This is a genomic window from Floridaenema flaviceps BLCC-F50 (genome assembly GCF_041929275.2).
GTDB lineage: Bacteria > Cyanobacteriota > Cyanobacteriia > Cyanobacteriales > Aerosakkonemataceae > Floridanema > Floridanema flaviceps.
In genome coordinates, this window is record NZ_JBHFNR020000002.1 from 1475802 (window position 1) to 1495401 (window position 19600).

At 41.9% G+C, this 19600-nt stretch carries 18 protein-coding genes and 1 pseudogene; 12 read left to right on the forward strand and 7 right to left on the reverse strand.

Translation table 11 applies throughout. The features are described from left to right. Positions 1 to 18 precede the first annotated feature (18 nt). Positions 19 to 2175 carry a DUF4335 domain-containing protein gene (locus ACE1CI_RS26715; RefSeq protein ID WP_413263223.1) on the forward strand — a complete coding sequence of 719 codons (2157 nt, stop codon included), beginning with the start codon at positions 19 to 21 and terminating at the stop codon, positions 2173 to 2175. Between the two features lie 216 nt (positions 2176 to 2391). Here the strand turns inward: ACE1CI_RS26715 and ACE1CI_RS26720 are convergent, their stop codons facing one another. After that, positions 2392 to 2700: a hypothetical protein gene (locus ACE1CI_RS26720; RefSeq protein WP_413263222.1), complete on the reverse strand. Its 309-nt coding sequence runs from the start codon at positions 2698 to 2700 to the stop codon at positions 2392 to 2394. 704 nt (positions 2701 to 3404) lie between these two features. Here ACE1CI_RS26720 and ACE1CI_RS26725 point away from each other — a divergent pair. The 5 genes from ACE1CI_RS26725 (at position 3405) to ACE1CI_RS26745 (ending at position 7636) form a co-directional block, all read left to right on the forward strand. After that, positions 3405 to 4649: an SPOR domain-containing protein gene (locus ACE1CI_RS26725; protein WP_413263221.1), complete on the forward strand. Its 1245-nt coding sequence runs from the start codon at positions 3405 to 3407 to the stop codon at positions 4647 to 4649. A 153-nt stretch (positions 4650 to 4802) separates the two neighbouring features. Further along, on the forward strand, positions 4803 to 5531 hold the full coding sequence (locus ACE1CI_RS26730) for a PspA/IM30 family protein (RefSeq protein WP_413263265.1): 729 nt from the start codon (positions 4803 to 4805) through the stop codon (positions 5529 to 5531). 274 nt (positions 5532 to 5805) lie between these two features. Then, complete coding sequence (locus tag ACE1CI_RS26735) at positions 5806 to 6588, forward strand: PspA/IM30 family protein (protein WP_413263220.1); 783 nt, start codon at positions 5806 to 5808, stop codon at positions 6586 to 6588. A 76-nt stretch (positions 6589 to 6664) separates the two neighbouring features. After that, on the forward strand, positions 6665 to 7150 hold the full coding sequence (locus ACE1CI_RS26740) for a hypothetical protein (RefSeq protein ID WP_413263219.1): 486 nt from the start codon (positions 6665 to 6667) through the stop codon (positions 7148 to 7150). Positions 7151 to 7255: 105 nt separating this feature from the next. Continuing rightward, the gene (locus ACE1CI_RS26745; RefSeq protein WP_413263218.1) at positions 7256 to 7636 is read left to right on the forward strand and encodes a hypothetical protein; all 381 of its coding nucleotides are present in this window, start codon (positions 7256 to 7258) and stop codon (positions 7634 to 7636) included. A gap of 28 nt (positions 7637 to 7664) precedes the next feature. On the opposite strand, the gene ACE1CI_RS26750 is transcribed toward ACE1CI_RS26745, so the two are convergent. The 3 genes from ACE1CI_RS26750 to ACE1CI_RS26760 form a co-directional block, all read right to left on the reverse strand. Next, positions 7665 to 8960 carry a glycosyltransferase family protein gene (locus ACE1CI_RS26750; RefSeq protein ID WP_413263217.1) on the reverse strand — a complete coding sequence of 432 codons (1296 nt, stop codon included), beginning with the start codon at positions 8958 to 8960 and terminating at the stop codon, positions 7665 to 7667. A gap of 127 nt (positions 8961 to 9087) precedes the next feature. Next, complete coding sequence (locus ACE1CI_RS26755) at positions 9088 to 10110, reverse strand: hypothetical protein (RefSeq protein ID WP_413263216.1); 1023 nt, start codon at positions 10108 to 10110, stop codon at positions 9088 to 9090. A gap of 137 nt (positions 10111 to 10247) precedes the next feature. Further along, a complete protein-coding gene (locus ACE1CI_RS26760) occupies positions 10248 to 11255 on the reverse strand; it encodes a hypothetical protein (protein ID WP_413263215.1) in 1008 nt (335 codons plus the stop codon). A gap of 783 nt (positions 11256 to 12038) precedes the next feature. On the opposite strand from ACE1CI_RS26760, the gene ACE1CI_RS26765 reads away from it, so the two are divergent. Further along, entirely contained in the window at positions 12039 to 16016 is a 3978-nt protein-coding gene (locus ACE1CI_RS26765) for a magnesium chelatase subunit H (protein ID WP_413263214.1), read from the forward strand. A 65-nt stretch (positions 16017 to 16081) separates the two neighbouring features. Here the strand turns inward: ACE1CI_RS26765 and ACE1CI_RS26770 are convergent, their stop codons facing one another. Further along, positions 16082 to 16690 (reverse strand): hypothetical protein, encoded by a 609-nt coding sequence (locus tag ACE1CI_RS26770; protein ID WP_413263213.1) that lies wholly within the window; start codon positions 16688 to 16690, stop codon positions 16082 to 16084. A 276-nt stretch (positions 16691 to 16966) separates the two neighbouring features. Between ACE1CI_RS26770 and ACE1CI_RS26775 the strand changes: the two are divergent. From ACE1CI_RS26775 to ACE1CI_RS26795, 5 genes and pseudogenes are all read left to right on the forward strand, one after another. Then, positions 16967 to 17107, forward strand: a pseudogene (locus ACE1CI_RS26775) (type II toxin-antitoxin system HicA family toxin); the annotation flags it as partial. After that, on the forward strand, positions 17091 to 17303 hold the full coding sequence (locus ACE1CI_RS26780) for a type II toxin-antitoxin system HicB family antitoxin (RefSeq protein ID WP_413263212.1): 213 nt from the start codon (positions 17091 to 17093) through the stop codon (positions 17301 to 17303). The pseudogene ACE1CI_RS26775 and the gene ACE1CI_RS26780, both read left to right, overlap by 17 nt. A gap of 344 nt (positions 17304 to 17647) precedes the next feature. Then, on the forward strand, positions 17648 to 18247 hold the full coding sequence (locus tag ACE1CI_RS26785) for a Uma2 family endonuclease (protein ID WP_413263211.1): 600 nt from the start codon (positions 17648 to 17650) through the stop codon (positions 18245 to 18247). A gap of 255 nt (positions 18248 to 18502) precedes the next feature. Continuing rightward, a complete protein-coding gene (locus ACE1CI_RS26790) occupies positions 18503 to 18835 on the forward strand; it encodes a DUF433 domain-containing protein (protein WP_413263210.1) in 333 nt (110 codons plus the stop codon). Positions 18836 to 18839: 4 nt separating this feature from the next. Continuing rightward, the gene (locus ACE1CI_RS26795; RefSeq protein WP_413263209.1) at positions 18840 to 19202 is read left to right on the forward strand and encodes a DUF5615 family PIN-like protein; all 363 of its coding nucleotides are present in this window, start codon (positions 18840 to 18842) and stop codon (positions 19200 to 19202) included. 13 nt (positions 19203 to 19215) lie between these two features. On the opposite strand, the gene ACE1CI_RS26800 is transcribed toward ACE1CI_RS26795, so the two are convergent. Both ACE1CI_RS26800 and ACE1CI_RS26805 read right to left on the reverse strand, forming a co-directional pair. After that, the gene (locus ACE1CI_RS26800) at positions 19216 to 19380 is read right to left on the reverse strand and encodes a hypothetical protein (protein WP_496615904.1); all 165 of its coding nucleotides are present in this window, start codon (positions 19378 to 19380) and stop codon (positions 19216 to 19218) included. Beyond that, positions 19346 to 19570, reverse strand: a complete 225-nt coding sequence (locus ACE1CI_RS26805; RefSeq protein WP_413263208.1) for a hypothetical protein — start codon at positions 19568 to 19570, stop codon at positions 19346 to 19348. Before ACE1CI_RS26805 ends, ACE1CI_RS26800 begins: the two co-directional genes overlap by 35 nt. Positions 19571 to 19600 lie beyond the last annotated feature (30 nt).

Here is a 19600-nt window from a genome sequence, read left to right on the forward strand (position 1 = left end):
AACTCAAAAATTGCCATTATGTCCTCCAACTCAGTTCTGCGACGCTACACCCCACCTACCTGCACCCTAGAAATAGTTTCCCAAAGCTCACCCCTATTTCGCTCTTTTGGTCGTTCGGTCCATAAACACCTCAACTTTTCCCTCAACTTCGACGATCCACGACTACCTGAAGAAAAGCGAATCACCATTCAGGGTAACAAAGACCAATTAGAAACACTTCACCAAGAAGTAAAAGCCTACATCCAGCATTTTTTAATCGAAAAACCCGAAAACTTCCCCGGATGGCACTCACTATTCACCACCCAAGAACAAACACCAACCACCACCGAAGCCGAAACACAAAGCGAAATAACTCAGTTAAACCCAGAGTCAAAAGAGATTATCACCATCTCTAGCCAGCAGGATATCCCCAGCGAACCACCAGAAACAGCCGAAATAGCCGAAACAGACCAGTCTCATCCCACCCAAGAGAATTATCAACCAATCACTACCCCTAGCACAACCAATTTACCCCCCCAAAACCTGCATTTCCCGAAAACAAATAGCGGCATTTACTTACAGCCTCGCAATTTACTTTCCCACGATTTGTTCCTGGGTTCTCTAGCTACCCCAGAATCAGGGTCAGCAATTAACCTTAGTTTGCTGCAATTATTCGACTTAGCCACAGCCCTGGAAGAATACAAAGCCGAACAAAAAGGTTTACCCAATAGCCGCAGCACCTCTGAGCGTAAACTTCCTCCCTACTGGGCAATTTCTGCCGCAATGGTAACAGTAACAGTTGGCTTAACCGCAGGTATTGCCAAAATGCTAGACCAAGGGAAACGCCCTCCAGAAGCTACTCCTGCCGTTATTAACCCTACAACTACAACCGACCCAAATCAAACCAATCCTAATGCGCTACAGCCACAACCAGAAGTTGCTGCTGTTCCCTCACCTTTACCAGCCCCAACGCCTGGAGTAGCAACTCCACCTACAACTTCGCTTCAAACTCTACCATCTCCACCCGGACTACTAGGCAACCAAACTCCTAACCCTACTGCTACACCACCGCTAGGAAGCAGCACCCCTGCTACTCCTACCCAAATCCCAACTGTGGCGGTAGCTCCTAACACTCCCACATCCCCGACAGGAAATAATAGCCCACTTCCGACTCCCCCCGGAGGATTGCCACTAGGAACTTATCGCATTGGTAGCACACCTACTAGCGTACCCAGCGTTCCTCCTAATCCCGTTACTACATCACAGGGAACAATTAGTATCCCTGTGAATAACACTCCCACAACGGCTAGCACCAAAAAACCATCTGTCAATCCCACACCAATAGCTCAAGTAACACCACAAACTAGAAGTACTCCACAAACTAGAAGTACTCCACAAGCTAGAAGTACTCCACAAACTAGAAGTACTCCACAAACTAGAAGTACTCCACAAACTAGAAGTACTCCCCCTAGCCCAACTGTTGTACAGATGTTTCCCAGACAAACACCAGCCCCACTATCACCAGTACTATCCAACCTTTCGACTACACCACTAGCTGCCACTCCCCTACCTTCTGCACCACTAGCTATAAATCCCCTAGCTTCTGCTTCTGAGCCAAATACTCAGACTCAGGTGAAGCCTACTCCCACCGCAACGCTAAAGCCAAAGGAAAATCCTCAGATGGCTGGATTAGGTCATCAATTGGGAAATTCTACTGCTGAATCTTTGCTTTCTAATACACTCAGAGCACAGCAAAATGGTCAAGCTACGGAAATATTAGATAAAAAGGATTCGGAAGTTACAGCTACGGAAACTTCTGGGACTTCGACTATGGCGGCTTTGAGTGCTGACACTACTCCCAAAAATAGCTCTGCGGGGAATGCTAGCAATAGTAATTCTCTGTTCGATCAAATACCACAGGTGGCGGAAGCGAGACAGTTTTTTCAGCAACGCTGGCAACCACCTTCTAGTTTGACTCAAGATCAAATTGAGTACACTTTAGCTCTAAATGCTGACGGTACGATTAAGCAAGTAACTCCGCGAGGACAAGTAGCACAAATTTACTTAGATCGGACCCAAATACCTTTGAAGGGTGAACCTTTTGTTTCTCCCGTTGACGGAGGAAGAACTCCCGAAATTCTGTTGATTTTGCACAAGAATGGTAAGGTAGAAACCCGTTTACAGACTTTGAATTGATTTCCTTACCCTTTACCCTTTCTTACCTTCTGTCTTTGAGCCTTCTGCTGTTTCCTGTTCAGGAGTTCCCTGTTGAGGAGTTCCCTGTTCTAATGATAAAAATCGCACCTCCTGAACAAAAGGGTGGTGCGATTTTATTTGGGGGTAGATGCACTTTAAAGGACAAATTGTGATTTACTAAATTTTTATTTCTTAAGTGATAAACAGGTTAGATAGTTAAACAGACATTGTTTCAATGTGTGAAGCTTTGTAGCTGTCAACATAGCTTGGTTCTAGCTCCTCTAGCCCAGAAGGTTGAATAGCTTCTATGGGCATGACCTCTGTTACTTTTACTACCTCGCTCTGCAAATTGAAGATTTCTTCTAAGCTTTCCCAAGATGTGGCGAACGGAGGTAGAGCTAAGGAACAGGCTTTCCAGCCACCTCGAACGGGAACACCAAGCTGTTGGCAATTTCCACCACGTCTTCCTTCTGGGGTGTAAAACCGACAAGACTTACAGGCTGAAGTAACAGGATTGAGCGCCATCTGATTTCTCTACTTCTTTGCAGCGATCGCTGCGGAACTTTATTTCTGATCTAGTTATCGCAAATTGCCAAAAGACAAATTTGGGCTTCAAATATTTATCCTGTCAGGGTTCTAGCGATCCCAAAGACAAATTAAATTTTAGATTCTCTTCATTTTTACGTTAATAAACTTATACATAATGTAAGTGAGAACTCGGTTAATCTCTATAAGAACAAACGCGGGATCAATGCAAACCTCAAGTGGCTGTCTTATCATAGTTGAATGTCTTTACTCTAGAGATTACACTTATAAATAAACTTATGCCGGAATATTGCTCAAGAAAGTTTTTTCAGTTACTTTATCTAGTAAAATGAGAAATGGTATTTGGGGATCGGGTAAATACTGGGGAATAGTTCTGTGTTGTTCGCTAGTTTTACCGACCCAAAAAAGCCAATTTAGGTTAAGTTAGTGTAAATTACAGCAAATCTCTGATTAATAAAAATCATACTTAAGTAAGAGATGCGGTCTATACTGAGTGTAAATTGACACTTTCCTGACTAAAGTTGAAGGGATTCTAGAGGTTGTCTAATCGGAGGTTACTTTTGGTAGGAAAATTCAGGTAGGTCATACTGTACGCGGTCATAGAGTAACTTGTATAAGCTGAACTAGCAACAGTTTGCAGTTTTATCTACGATAATTGTCCTTACTACCGAAGAAGTTTAGCCATGAGTAAGCTTTCACCTGTTGAGCCATTGCCAAAAACAACCCTGAACCAACCTTGCTCTCCGGTGGTTCAGGGTGTACTTAGCTGTTTAGATGTGCAGCTAGAGGAAGAAATAGCTCAGTACCGCCGTAAACGATCGATCAAACAAGTGCGTCAGGGAGGTGCGACTAGGAGTAATGTTGGTAACAAAGGTTTGGATTTGATTTCTGTTCCTGCCCGGGAAAGCTCGGTACAAGTACCTACTTTGCCAGTAAAAGAGTTTGTGGCGCAGCCGTTATTAAATGATGATTTAGCTGAGGTAAACACAACGCCTTTACCTGATGGTGAGGAAACTGCTACTGCTGCAACTGTATTGAATGGAAAAGCTTTTGTGGCAGGGGAAGCAAAACTAGAATTGCCAAGTCCTAGTCTGGGTTACAGAAACCCTGCGGTGGCGAAACAGTTGCCGGATGAGTATTTACAATCGTCGGAAGCGCTGCTGAAAAATCTCGATGATGATGAGTTTGTTGAATCAACGGCAACCCCCAATAATAAGCTGATGACTCCTTTGGGGATTGGTTCGATGCTGCTGTTGTTGGTGGGAGCAGCTACTTTGGGTTATGTGGCGATGAATCCGGCTACGATTAGCCATTTGGCTGGAAATAAGCAGTCTGAGAATGCTTCTATAACAGCGGCTTCTGGTGGCAAGAATGCTGGTGGAATTCCGAATACGCCTAATTTATCGGAACAAGAGTTTGTGGAATTGAATCTGAAAACGCTAAGTACGGTGAATCCAAGGGGTTCTGCTGTTAGTCAAGTGGTACCGGGGGCAACAAAAACTCAAGTTCCTGTAAATCCTCCTGCGCCGTTACCCAGTCCGGCGGTTACTAATAGGTTGGATTTACCTTCGGCTTTGATCCCGCCTGCGGTGCAATCGGGTATTCTTCCTTCACAGCTAGGACAACCACCGATTCCGACGACTGCGCCGAGAGTTGTGAGTTCACCGAAGGCAGCGGCTACTAATAAAACTCCGGCGAAAAAGCCTACTGCTACGAAGAAGGCTGAGAATAAGTTTTTGGTGATCGTGTCTTATGGTGGCGATCGCAGTTTAGCCCAAGCCCGCAAAGTTGCGCCACAGGCTTTGGTACGCCAACTAAGTCAAGGTAGAGCAATTCAATTATCTGCTTTTCCTGATGAAAAAGCCGCGCAAAAGAAAGTGCAGGATTTGCGAAAGCAGGGAATCTCGGCAAGAGTCTATCGGCTTTAGTCGGGGACTCTTGACTGGGGACTAGGACGGGGTTAGGGGTTAGGGGTTAGGGGTTAGGGAAAAACTCAAAAGAGCACTGCTGCACCGCTGCTTCCCTGCTCCCCTGCTCAGTGGGCTTAGCATAAGAATTAGGAATTTATGGGAGCAGCGGTGATGGGATTGATCGATCGCATCGTGCGCGTGATTCGTGCAAATGTGAATGATTTAATTAATAAGACGGAAGATCCTGAGAAGATTCTGGAACAGGCGGTTCTGGAGATGCAGGAGGATTTGATTGCGCTCAGACAAGCGGTAGCAGCGGCTATTGCGACTAAAAAACGCACGGAACGAGATGTTAATCATGCTCAATATCATGCTGATTCTTGGTATAGTCGCGCTCAATTGGCGCTAGAAAAGGGAAATGAACAATTAGCTAGAGAAGCTTTAGTCCGACGTAAATCTTACTGGGAAACTTCTCAAGCTTTACAAGGGCAACTTTCTTCTCAAGACACTATTATTACTAAGCTCAAGCAAGACCTGAGAACTTTGGAGGGCAAGATTGCTGAGGCGAGAATGAAGAAAGATATGTATATTGCTCGTGCGCGATCGGCTCAGGCGGCAGTGAAAATGAATGAATTGTTGGATAGATATAATCCTAGTGGGACTCTCCAGGCTTTTGAGCGCATGGAGGAGAAGATTTTGCAATTGGAAGCACGCTCAGAGGTAATTGAGAATATGGGCAGCCGGGAGTTAGAAAATAAGTTTGCGGCTTTGGAAACGGGAAATGATGTTGATACCCAGTTAGCCGAAATGAAGCAAAGAATTGCTAGTCATGGTGAGACTCAGTTACCTGGGGCTGGTCAGTCCGCTGCTGCCAAAAAGTTAGGTTTTGATGCAGAATGAGAACAACTAAGCTTTCGGCTGAAGAATTCCTAAATTGGACAGACAAGCTTGTTGTCTAGAGTAGTTACACTGGATTTAGGGCAGCCTTTTTTCAGTCACGATGTTAATTTGTTGTGTAATTCCCTGGAAGAAGCGACTTACACTTGAACTTATATAGTTGTTTGGTGGCTGAATTAATTTGGCAGATAGCCAACTGAATTCTCGCTCAGGTTAGAATCTTGCCAACAGTCTGTTTTAATTGCCCCTTGTACACCCCGAAAGGAAAAGTAAAGTTATGGGATTGTTTGATCGCATTAGCCGAGTAGTCCGGGCCAATCTGAACGATGTAGTTAGTAAGGCTGAAGACCCGGAAAAAATTCTAGAACAGTCAATTATTGATATGCAGGAAGACCTGGTGCAGTTGCGTCAAGCAGTTGCTCAGGCGATCGCTACTCAAAAACGCACCCAGCAACAGTATAATCAAGCTCAAACTGAAGCCAATAACTGGCAGCAACGAGCTCAGCTGGCTTTAACTAAAGGTGATGAAAATCTCGCCAGAGAAGCTTTACAACGGAAAAAGTCTCAAACTGAAACTGCTACTGCTCTAAAAAGCACTTTAGATCAGCAAACGACTACTGTAGATACCCTAAAGCGTAATTTGATTGCTTTGGAAAGCAAGATTTCTGAAGCTAAAACTAAGAAGGATATGCTCAAGTCTCGGATTGCTGCTGCTAAGGCACAAGAGCAAATCCAAAATGCTGTTGGTAAGCTGGGTACGAGCACAGCAATGGGCGCTTTTGAGCGCATGGAAGAAAAAGTGCTGATGATGGAAGCTCGTGCTCAGTCGGCGCAGGAATTGACTGGTAGCAATTTAGAACAGCAATTTGCGGCTTTGGAAGCTGGTAGCGATGTTGATGATGAGTTGATGAGGATGAAGGCTCAGTTGGCTGGCTCTGCTCCTAATCAAGCGGCTTTGCCTGGTACTACTCAATCTACCACTACTTCTGGGAGCAGTCCTTCAAGTTCGGCAGTTGATAAGGATTTGGAAGAACTAAAAAGACAAATGGATCAACTTTAAGTTAATAAATTCTTTAAACAGCATGAGCCTGGGTAGATCGACTTTTCTACACCAGGCTTAATTTTTAGGAATCATCATGAAACCATTGAAAGTATTGTTGTTAGTCATCCCTGGTGCGGCGATTTTGTTTGTTTTGGCGATCGCTACAATTTTGTTTACGCCGTTTTTAGATGAAATCAATAAGATTGATATTCGGATTAATCTAAAAGAACGAGTGAAGCAGATTACAAAAATAGATATGCCGAAAAATGCCAAAGTTATAGAGATTAAGTCTGCAAGTAATTTCTTTGGCGAGGGATATAGTTCTATTGTTTTAGGGTTAACATCTCAGGAAACACAGGCTTTGATCGAAAAGATAAAAAATCACCCGGATTGGAAATGGGAATTTTCCTCTGAATGTTTATCTACTGCTGAAAAACAGAGCTTGAATCCTGAACAGCTAAGAGATTTGTATGGTCAAGATAATTCTTACAGACTTAATAAGTTGGAAGCGGGATTTAACCGCCAAGCTGTCCTTTGTCCAAAACAAAACATTCTGCTAGTTGGGGAAGATAATTATTAGCTGCGTTAATGTAAAGCTTTTTAGGGAAAATTCCGTTACAATTTGGAGTATTCTAAAATTTCCCTTTTGAAATCCCTTCTCACTTTCAGTTTGGCAGTTGATACTATGCTCAATGACTTGTTTCCTTTCAGCTTAACTATTAATACTACTGCGATCGCTGGTGCTGGTTTATGGTCACTAGCTTTATATTTAGGCTTTTGGCAGTTCAGCGAATGGATTATGGATCAATTGAAACGCTGGTTCAACTTTGCTGAACGCAGTCTCTATACTTCAGAATCAGAATTTGAAAAGACTCGTCGGGCTAGGGAATCACAAAACGCTTTTTACGCATCTATCTTTAGTATTGTTCCCTTTTTAATAGCTGGTGGACTCTGTAATTATGGCGTGGAACTTACTTTAGGTAGCAGTTGGGCGATTAGTATGGGAATGTTGGCTTGTGTTGGTTGTGGAATTTATGAATTAGGTCGCCGAGATGGGATGAAATAGGGACAAGGTGACAGGGTGACAAGGAGAGTTAAATTTCACCATTCTCCTGTACGCCTCTGGCTTCTGCTAACTCTTGTTGAACTATTTGGGCGATTTTGTTGGCTGCGCCTGATTGTCCTCGGATGGCTCGGAGACGATCGCTCATTTCAAGCAATCTTTCTGGGTTTTCTAAATAATCTACCACCATTTTAGCCACAGTTTCCGGTTGTAAATTTCCCACTAATTCTGGAACAATTTCGGCTTTTGCCCAAATATTAGGCCAAGCAAATAATTTTTTATTTCGTAAGACTAACCAGTTAATTAATTTAGCAAAAATAGAACCGACTATGGGCGCATTTGCTAATAACCCTGGTAAACCATCCCAACTTCGCATTGCGTCTAATTGTTGGGTGGGAATTAAGACAAACATTGGCAGGGCTAAAGCACCTAATTCGGCGGTATTTGCTCCTACTGTTGTCAGACAAAGACGGCATTGAGATAATAATTTATATGCGGGAAATTCTGTACATAATTCTACAGTCAAACCGCTTTCTGTTTTGAGGTAATATTGATTTGATTCTGGAGAAAAGACTAATTCACCACTTGACCAACCCAGCTTTTTAATGATAGGATTTTGTTGAGGATCGGCGAATTTAGCTAAGGTTTGAACATCTAAAGTTCGAGCAACAAAGATGATAAATTTGGTGGTTGGTCTTAAGGTGTGGATTTGTTGAGCGATCGCCAAACCCAAAGGCACACCCTGAGCCAATTTAGCAGGCTTCGATCCCGGCAACAACCCAATCAATTCTACTTTTTTCCCCATCTCCCCATCTCCCCATCTCCCCATCTCCCCATCTCTCTGAACTTCTGCCATTAAATCACCAACTACGGTAATTTTATCAGCATATTTTTGGGGAGATTTAGCGATGATTTTGGGTGTCATGGCGGCAAATCTGTCAATCCATTGATGCCAACGTGCGTCCCATTCGGCATAAATAACGGTGCGATAATTTAAGCGTTTGCCAATAATTACAGTGTAGAATTGATCGCCACCTAAAAAGAGAACTACGCCATTTTTTCGCCAATCCCAATTTTGAGCGGTTTTACCTGTTAAGAGAAAGGAGAAAAAGTGTTCGGGGGCTTGGATGCGATCGATCTCCGGGTAACTTTGGGCAATTTCCACTTCTTTGCCGCTAGCATTGGGACAGGGGGATAAAATTAGGGAGATGCGGTGTAATGAGCGATCGTTTCCCAAAACTTGCCGTAAAGATTTAACCACTGGACGCACCCAAGTAGCTAACTCTCCGGGGCCATTAGAAAGAATTAAAATATCAGATGGTTGCATAAACATTATTTAATTATAAAAAATTAAGTAGGCGGTGAGTCCTCAAGAACTCCCGCCAAAATATCTCTGTCCTAAATTTCCACGAACTAGAGAACCTTTACTTAGAGTTTACTTAAAGTTCAATGTTCTAATTTATTACGAAAACACCTGTGGTAGTATTGACAGCATTTGCACCAGCTAAGCTCAGGGGGGATGTGATGCCTTCGACAATGGCTACTAAATCGTTGCCATTTCTGGTCGAGATGGTAAGGTTGTTACCACTCACTTGTTGGTTGTAATCGTTAATAGAACCTGTTAGTTGGATGGTATCAAATCCTCTAGTAAAGTTGCGAATCAGAGCATAGTCAGCGTTGCCACCACCAACATACAACTGCACGGGGTTGGGATTTGATGGGCTTCTACCGAAACCTAGCGTGAACTGATTTCTTTCTGAGCCGCCTGTTAGAGTATCGATTTCACCAACTCCAGTACTTCTGAAAGTGTAATCAATTGGGTTTACCGACAAAGGCACATAGTTAACCCCTGTTACTAAACTTGTGTTTCCGCTGCCACCAAAACTGGTAACAACGTCATTACCGGAGGTACCGCTAAAGAAAAGAGTTCGGTTTTCAAACTGTCCGAACCGAATGTAATGCTCGTAACCAGAATTAAACTCTACAACACCAGTTGTGGGATCGGCAACACCGATAACTCTTGCTACATCTGGGTTCCGCAACAGATAAGATTGCTCATTGAAAGAGCCTGGTACGCGACCCTCGAATTGACCCTTTCGCAGGAAGTGGTCGTACCCAGAACGGAATGCCCCCGCTCTTACCGCTGCTACTACATCGGGGTTTCTCTGTAAATAAATTTGTTCTGAGTCATTGGTGATTATCGGGGAGTAACGTCCTTCATCAGCACCACGTAAGGCAAAATGTTCTACTCCAGAACGATAGACTCCCGATCTTACAGCATTTGCTACATCTGGATATAGCGCTAAATAAGCTCCCTCATTAAAAAAGGGTGATACCTGGGTGCGGCGTTCGTTTAGACCGTAAAGCGAAAAGTGTTCAAATCCAGAAACGAAACTTCGGGGAGTATTTATAGCTGTTCTAACGTCTGAATAACTAGCCCGATAAAATGCTTCGTCAAAGTGTTCAAAATAAGCCATGCTTTCCTCACACTATTTAAGATTAACTAGATATTGCTTGATAAATATTATTCAAGCATAATCTGGCTGTGGAAATCTCTTCTAGATTTAGCTGTAGGAAAATATATCTGCTGATCCTGTAGGGTCGCTAATGGTTACTAACCGAGTAAGAAAAAGCCGTCTGCTGAAGTAGAAACCGTAGCCAAAGGAGTATTTATGCCTTCCACAATAGCAACGAGATCTCCATTATTGGTGAAGATAGCCAGATTGCGACCACTAACTTGCTGCGTGTAATTGTCGATCGAACCGAATAATTGGATTTCGTCAGCACCTCTGACAAAATTTCTAATTACAGCATAGTCAGCACTGCCACCACCAACATACAATTGCACGGGGTTGGGATTTTGTCGGTTTCCTCTGAGAGCTAGCAAGAATGAATTCTCTTGTGCGCCACCGATTAGGATATCGATTTCACCAAGTCCGGTGCTTCCCAGTACGTAATCAAATGGGCTTGTCGTGGCAGATAAAGGTATATACTCAACCCCGATCAGCTGAGTTTGGCTTTCGCCAAAACTGGTTACAATGTCATTACCACGAGTGCCGCTAAACAAAGGAAGTCGGTCTTCAAACTGTCCGACCTGAACGTAATGCTCAAAACCAGAAATAAAAGTTATCTCACCAGTTTCTTGGTCAGGAACGCCGATAACTGCTGCTACATCTGGGTTAAACAGGAGATAATCCCGTTCATTAAACGAGCCTGGTACACGACCCTCGAATTGTCCTAGTTGCAGGAAGTGGTCGTACCCAGAACGGAACACCCCTTGTCTTACCGCTGCTGCTACATCGGGGTTTCTCTGTAAATAAACTTGTTCTGAGTCAAAGGTGCCTATGGGGGAGTAACGTCCTTCATTAGCACCATATAAGGCAAAATGTTCGACTCCAGAACGAACGAACCCTGATGTTACTGCCCTTGCTACATCTGGATATAGCGCTAAGTAGCCTTCCTCACTAAAAAAGGGTGATACAGAGGTGCGACCTTCTTGTAGACCAAAAGATAAAAAGTGATCGAATCCAGAAGAGAAATTTTTAGAAGTATATACAGATGCCTTAACATCTGGGTAAATAGCCAGATAATATGGTTCCGAAAAATGGTTGAAATAAGCCATGCTTCCTCACACTCAAATTAACATTAACTAGGTATTGCTAAGGAAATATTATTCAAGCTTTCTCTAACTGTTGAAACTCCTTCTAGATTTAGCTCCTCTTAAATTTCTCCCAAATATACCACAGCCCTTAGCTTTAAATAAAATATTATGGAAAAACACTGTCTGAGCAAGACCAAGGAAAAGTTTTTCAATTTTAATCAGATTTGTCCTGAGTTTTAAGGTAATAGTTAATTAAATTCGATCGCTAGTTTTGAGGGTGTTTTTTTTCAGAAATAGTAATTTTCGGGAAAACTAGTTAAATTTATTTACCCCAATTTTTGGGTAGTTTCCTCACAAGCTAAGGGAAATGCTATAAATCTTGTTAATAGCTGTAATTATTAATTTTTATATAATTCTCGGAAAAAATTGCTTTTAAATTAATCAATAGTTACAAAAAATTTTTCCGATTGGGGCATTGTTGGCAATTTTTTATCATTAAAAATTAAAACAAAAGACAAAAAAAGAAGTAATACTTCGGCAATTGTCAAGATTTGTAACAAAAAATTACGAAATTTTTATCAATTTGTATCGGAAGGGGGCCAAAAGCCGCATTTAGTAAGCATTTTTTGGTAAAACCAACTAATGTGCCTCTTTGAATAAAGAGTGACACTAAGGACGGAGATTTCAGCGAGTCTGGGGTCTTGAGTTTGGGTGAGATGCCACTGATGCCCGCTGCCCAACAGCCAAGGATTAGCTGATTAATGATTGATGACTAGCTAGCCCAACCATAAGGAGCCTAACTGAATGTTTACCCACGTCAAGTCCACCATTCGACGCATTACACCAGACAACCTCATGGGGCGGTCTTTACTCAAGGTGGTCTATGTCGTGCTTGAGCCGCAATATCAGAGTACGCTATCAGCGGCAGTAAATTCGATTAACAAAAATAACCCTGATTTGGCAATTGAAATTAGTGGTTATTTAATCGAAGAGTTGCGCGATCGAGAAAACTACGAGGATTTTAAACGCGATATTGCTGATGCTAATGTCTTTATCGCTTCGCTGATTTTCATTGAAGATTTAGCCGAAAAAGTTGTCGCTGCTGTGGAACCACATCGCGATAATTTAGATGTCGCTGTTGTCTTTCCTTCGATGCCACAAGTGATGCGCCTAAATAAAATGGGCAGTTTTTCAATGGCACAGTTGGGACAGTCAAAAAGTGCGATCGCTCAATTCATGCGGAAGCGCAAAGAAAAGTCAGGTTCCGGTTTCCAAGAAGGAATGCTGAAGTTGTTGCAAACTCTGCCTAAAGTCCTGAAATATTTACCAATGGATAAGGCGCAGGATGCGAGAAATTTCATGCTTAGTTTCCAATATTGGCTAGGCGGTTCCTCAGAAAACTTGGAAAACTTTCTGCTGATGTTAGCAGATAAATATGTTTTCAAAGGGAATCAAAAACTGAAATTTCAAGACCCTGTAACTTATCCCGATATGGGAATTTGGCATCCGATGGCACCCACAATGTTTGAGGATGTCAAAGAATATTTCAACTGGTATAACAGTCGGCAAGATATTTCTGCGGACTTAAAAGATCCCTTAGCTCCTTGTGTGGGTTTAGTGCTACAAAGGACTCACTTGGTAACTCGTGATGATGCCCATTATGTAGCAATAGTCCAAGAATTGGAAGCGATGGGTGCAAGAGTTATTCCGGTGTTTGCGGGAGGTTTAGATTTTTCCAAACCAGTTGATGCTTACTTTGGCGGAACGGTGAATGGAAATGCTGCTTCTGCAATAGTAGATGTAGTTATTTCCTTAACAGGATTTGCTTTAGTTGGTGGGCCTGCTAGACAAGATCATCCAAAGGCGATCGAATCCCTAAAACGGTTAAATCGCCCTTATATGGTGGCGTTACCTCTGGTGTTCCAAACTACGGAAGAATGGCAAGATAGCGATTTAGGTTTGCACCCAATTCAGGTGGCGTTACAGATAGCAATTCCTGAGTTAGATGGTGCGATCGAACCGATTATTTTGTCGGGAAGAGATGGGGCGACTGGAAAGGCGATCGCATTACAAGATCGGATCGAAGCAATTTCTCAACGCGCCTTAAAATGGGCAAAATTACGCCGCAAACCCAAACTAGATAAAAAAATTGCCATCACAGTTTTCAGCTTTCCACCTGATAAAGGCAACGTGGGAACCGCAGCATATTTAGATGTTTTCGGTTCCATTTATGAGGTAATGAAAGCCCTTAAATATAACGGTTACGACTTGCCTGAATTGCCCGAATCAGCGGAAAAACTGATGCAAGAAGTAATCCACGATGCCCAGGCACAATATAGCACTCCCGAATTAAATATTGCCTATCGGATGTCGGTGCCAGAATATGAAGAATTAACACCTTATTCCGAAAGATTGCACGAAAATTGGGGGCCACCGCCAGGACATTTAAATAGTGACGGACAAAACCTGTTAATTTACGGCAAACAGTTCGGAAATGTCTTCATTGGCGTACAACCAACCTTCGGTTATGAAGGCGATCCAATGCGGTTGTTGTTCTCTCGTTCTGCCAGTCCCCATCACGGTTTCGCCGCTTATTACACTTATTTAGAAAGAGTGTGGGAAGCTGACGCTGTGTTGCACTTTGGCACTCACGGATCGCTGGAATTCATGCCTGGAAAACAGATGGGAATGTCAGGCGAATGTTACCCAGACAATCTCATTGGCACGATTCCAAATATTTACTATTACGCCGCCAATAACCCCAGCGAAGCAACAATTGCCAAACGTCGGAGTTATGCCGAAACTATCAGTTACCTGACACCACCTGCGGAAAATGCCGGACTTTATAAAGGGTTAAAAGAACTAAGCGAATTAATCGGTTCTTACCAAACTTTAAAAGATACCGGACGGGGTATTCCAATTGTGAATACAATCATGGATAAATGCCGTTTGGTGAATTTGGATAAAGACATTGAATTGCCAGAAACAGATGCCAAGGATATGTCTGCCGAAGAACGGGATAATATCGTCGGTTTGGTGTATCGGAAACTGATGGAAATTGAATCGCGGTTATTACCTTGTGGGTTGCACGTTATTGGGAAACCGCCTAGTGCAGAAGAAGCGATCGCAACTTTAGTAAACATCGCCTCATTAGACAGAAACGAAGAAGAAATCCTCAGCTTACCTCGGATTATTGCTAACAGCATCGGACGCAATATTGACGAGATTTATGTTAATAGCGACAAAGGCGTTTTAGGAGACGTTCAGTTATTACAAGAAATCACCCTCGCCACTCGCGCCGCCGTTGCTGCTTTAGTCAAAGAACAAACCGATGCTGATGGCAGAGTTTCCCTAGTTTCCAAGTTGAATTTCTTCAACATGGGTAAGAAAGAACCTTGGATCGAAGCATTACAACAAGCAGGTTATCCCAAGGTAGATCCCGAAGCAATTAAACCCTTGTTTGAATACTTGGAATTCTGCTTAAAACAAGTTTGCGCTGATAACGAATTAGGCGGATTACTAAAAGCATTAGAAGGCGAATATGTATTACCGGGACCCGGCGGAGATCCAATTCGTAACCCCGATGTTTTGCCAACTGGTAAAAACATTCACGCCTTAGATCCCCAATCAATTCCTACAGCAGCAGCAGTGAAAGCTGCCAAAGTTGTTGTTGACAGATTGTTGGCAAGACAAAGAGAAGAAATCGGCAACTGGCCCGAAACGATCGCTTGCGTACTTTGGGGAACTGACAACATCAAAACTTATGGCGAATCTCTCGCCCAAATTATGTGGATGGTGGGTGTAAAACCCGTTCCTGATTCTTTAGGAAGAGTGAATAAATTGCAACTAATTCCTTTAGAAGAATTAGGTCGTCCCAGAGTTGATGTTGTAGTCAATTGTTCCGGTGTATTCCGCGATTTGTTCATCAACCAAATGAACCTGCTAGACCAAGCAATTAAGATGGCAGCGGAAGCAGAAGAACCTTTAGAAATGAACTTTGTTCGCAAACACGCATTGCAGCAAGCAGAAGAAATGGGAATTAATTTGCGTCAAGCTGCAACTCGCGTATTTTCTAACGCTTCCGGTTCCTATTCTTCTAACATCAACCTAGCAGTAGAAAACAGCACTTGGGAAAACGAAGCAGAGTTACAGGAAATGTACCTCAACCGCAAATCTTTCGCCTTCAGTGCAGATAATCCGGGGATGATGGAAGAGTCAAGAAAGATTTTTGAATCTTCCTTAAAAACTGCGGAAGTAACTTTCCAAAACCTCGATTCTTCCGAGATTAGCTTAACAGACGTTTCCCATTATTACGATTCCGACCCGACCAAAGTTGTCGCCAAGTTACGCGGTGATGGTAAGACACCAGTATCCTACATTGCTGATACCACAACCGCCAATGCACAGGTGCGGACACTATCAGAAACCGTGCGTTTAGATGCGCGTACCAAACTGTTAAATCCCAAGTGGTACGAAGGTATGCTTTCTCACGGTTACGAAGGTGTGCGGGAACTCTCCAAACGTTTAGTAAATACAATGGGTTGGAGTGCAACTGCTGGCGCTGTGGATAACTGGATTTATGAGGATGCTAACAGCACTTTCATCAAAGATGAAGAAATGCGGAATCGTTTGATGAATTTAAATCCCCATTCTTTCCGCAAAGTTGTCACTACTTTGTTGGAAGCGAATGGTCGTGGTTATTGGGAAACAAATGAAAGCAATTTGGATTTGTTGCGCCAGTTGTATCAGGAGGTTGAGGATCGAATTGAAGGCGTAGAATAGTAGCTGTAGGGGCAGGCAAAATGCCTGCCTCTACCTTAATTTAAACTTCAAATGTAAATACTGCTCTAATTGCTTTGTCTATCTGAACGAACGAAGTCTCTAAGCGTTAACAAAATAAATGTTGATTCAAAACACAGTAATATAGCAATAAATAAGAGCAGTAAAATTAAGCCATTAGGTATAGCATCCATTTGAGTGTTGTTTAAAATAAATGAATTATCAGAATAATTTACCTGACCCTCCATTATTTGTTTAGCTATGCTTTCTCCAAACTTATCATTCAAGTTGCGGACAGATTCTTGTGTAAAGTGACCATGTATACTCGCTGCTTCCTTCGCTGCGTTAAGGACTATCTTCATTTCCTTGATAGATTCTTGTAAAAAAGAATAGTAAAAAACAATAGATAAAAAACCTATAAAAATAAAAATATATGGTAAAAAATTAAACAATTTACTTTCTATATTATTTCTTAGTGAGAAGATCAGCCAAATACACACAAGACAAGCTAAGAAACTAAAAGTCATCAAAAATAGAGCTTGAGATTTGTAAGATAGACTTATAATATTTGTAACTGGAACTAAAATTATGGGTGCTACTAATGCTGCAAGGTTATAATACTCTTTTAAGAATGCCGTAAACTTGTTGAAGCTTGGATTCTGGTTATTAGATGCCATATTACTTACTCCTAAAATAAATACAGCAATTTTAGTTATTAACTGAAGTTTAGACTAAATAGCCTTACTTATTGGGTTTTAGTTCTCCCGGACACTACCAATAGATTTTTGTCTATTAAAGAACCCCTACTGTAGCGTCCGAGAGAATTAGTCTAAATTCCAGTTATTAAATCACCAGGATCATAGTAAATTTTGCAAGTAATAACTAAAATTTTTATGTTTTTTTAATTTTTAAGTTGTTTGAAACAATAAACAAAGAAAAACACTTTATGTGTCCATATTTTTAATAGAGATGGTGTTGAAGAAATATTAAATCTTCAACCCAAACGAGGAAAAGCCAAAGCTTACCAAGTTAAACAAGTCCGCGAAGTAATTCTGAAGTATCAACTGGGGAATCAAGATGAACATACGTTATGAAATTATTATTTACTGGAGTAACGAAGATGAGGCATTTATTGCTGAAGTACCAGAATTACCAGGTTGTGCTGCTGATGGTGCAACTTATCAAGAAGCCTTGGAAAATGTAGAAATTGTGATGCAAGAATGGATTGAAACTGCTAAAGAATTAGGTCGTCAAATTCCTGAAGCAAAAGGTAGGTTGATGTTTGCTTAGTTGGTTAATCAGGAAGTGTGTTAGCTCAGAAAATAGAACCTATTTCTAGGATTCCCAGAAGTCATGCAGAGTCTAAAAATCGGTTTGAGCAGATGCTAAGAAAATATGAGGGTTGTACTTTTAGCGATCGCCTAGAACTGTGGCGCTTTTGATCGATCGCACTGACTAAGTTGATGTTAACGTAGCAAAAGATGCGATAATGCTACGCATCGCTGCGCGAACGCACCGTGAAGTTAGTATGTTTATAGTTGCGATAATGCTACGCATCGCTGCGCGAACGCACAAACCATTAATAACCAGAATAAAATAGTAATTAGAAACATTACCTAATGTAAAATCTCAATATGAATGCTCTCACTGTTAACTTCAATTCCATCATTAAACTGACAGACGAGCAATTTTTCCAGCTTTGTCAGGATAACCGCGATTTGAGATTTGAACGCAATGTTAATGGAGAATTAATTATTATGCCACCGACGGGAGGAGAAACGGGAAATCGAAATGGTAGATTGACCCAACAATTATTTAATTGGACAGATGTTGATGGTACTGGTATTGCTTTCGATTCTTCTACAGGTTTTAAATTACCAAATGGTGGCGTTCGCGAAGCGTGGGCTACGCCCATTCGTTCTCCTGATGCTGCTTGGATACCTTTAGAACGTTGGGAAGCTTTAACTGCTGAACAAAAGAGAAGATTTCTTCCCCTTTGTCCTGATTTTGTAGTTGAGTTACTTTCTCCCAGTGACAGTTTAAGTGCAACTCAAGAAAAAATGCGGGAGTATTTAGCAAATGGTACTCGTTTGGGGTGGTTGATTGTTCGAGCTTCCCGAAGAGTAGAAATTTACCGACAAGGTAGAGAAGTTGAAGTTTTAGAATCTCCTGTTAGTTTATCAGGAGAAGATCTTTTACCAGGATTTGTGTTGAATCTTGAACCGATCTGGTAGCATTGGCAAAAGGTAGGTTAATGTTTGCTTAGTTGATTAATCAAAAGTGTGCTAGCTCAAAAAAGTGAACTTATTTCTAGCATTCTCAGAAGTTATGCAGAGTCTAAAAATGGGTTTGAGTAGATGCTAAAAAAATATGAGGATTGGACTTTTAGCGATCGCCTAGAACTGTGGCGCAATTGATCGATCGCACTGACTAAGTTGATGTTAACGTAGCAAGAGATGCGATCGCTCCCAACGATGAGGATTTAACCCATGTCAACATCACAAATAACAGATTATTTCAACTTTCTCTCCCCTGATGACATTCGGCTAAAAGGAACAAGAATCGGCATCGAAACCATACTTTATGAATATATCGATCGCGGTCACAGTCCAGAAGAAATTGCCCAAACCTACCCCTCCCTTACCTTAGAACAAGTTTATGCCACAATTCTCTATTACCTGCAAAACACAGAAACTATCAGTAATTACCTGAAAAATTGGATAGAACATGGTCACAGGATGAGAGAACAACAACGCCTAAATCCTCCACCCGTATCAGAAAAACTTCGACAATTGAGAGCTACTAGACAAGCCCAAAAATAAAGCGATGGCTCTAAAATACCTAATTGATGAAAACGTAAATCCTCTGTATCCTAATCAAATTAGACGGCGAGAACCTGGTATCGTTATCCAAGTAGTAGGAGAACCCGAAACACCACCAAAAGGCACACTCGATCCTGAAATTCTTTGCTGGTGTGAGGAGCGTCAATTTGTACTGGTGACTAATAACCGTACTTCGATGCCAGTTCATTTGAGCGATCATATCGCACTAGGTCGCCATATACCAGGGATTTTTATCCTCAATCCTAATTTAAGTATTGGCGAAAATTTGGAGGAATTGATTTTAGCTGCCCTCGCTTCTGAGGATAATGAATATCAAGATCGAATTGTTTATTTACCTTTGCCATAAACTGTTTTGTTTATCAGTTTGAGCAGATACTAAAAAAATATGAGGGTTGTACTTTTAGCGATCGCCTAGAACTGTGGTGCTTTTGATCGATCGCAGTGATTAAGTTGATGTTAACGTAGCAAGAGATGCGATCGCTATTTCGATTAAGAACTAACAGACTGGCGTTTTCCTTCATCATCTCTAATTCCAACACCAAAAACTATTCGTCCTAACTCCAAAAATTCCTTCTTCTCTTGGGCAGTCATACATTTATCATCTGCTGCACGTCGAGAATCTCCCCCTGCTTCTAGGTAGCGTTTTCTAGCTAAATCGGAGAGTTCTATCATCCGCTGATATTGTTGTTTTTCCAGTTCTGTAGGCTCTCTCATAGTTATAACATCCAGTCTGTTGGTACAATT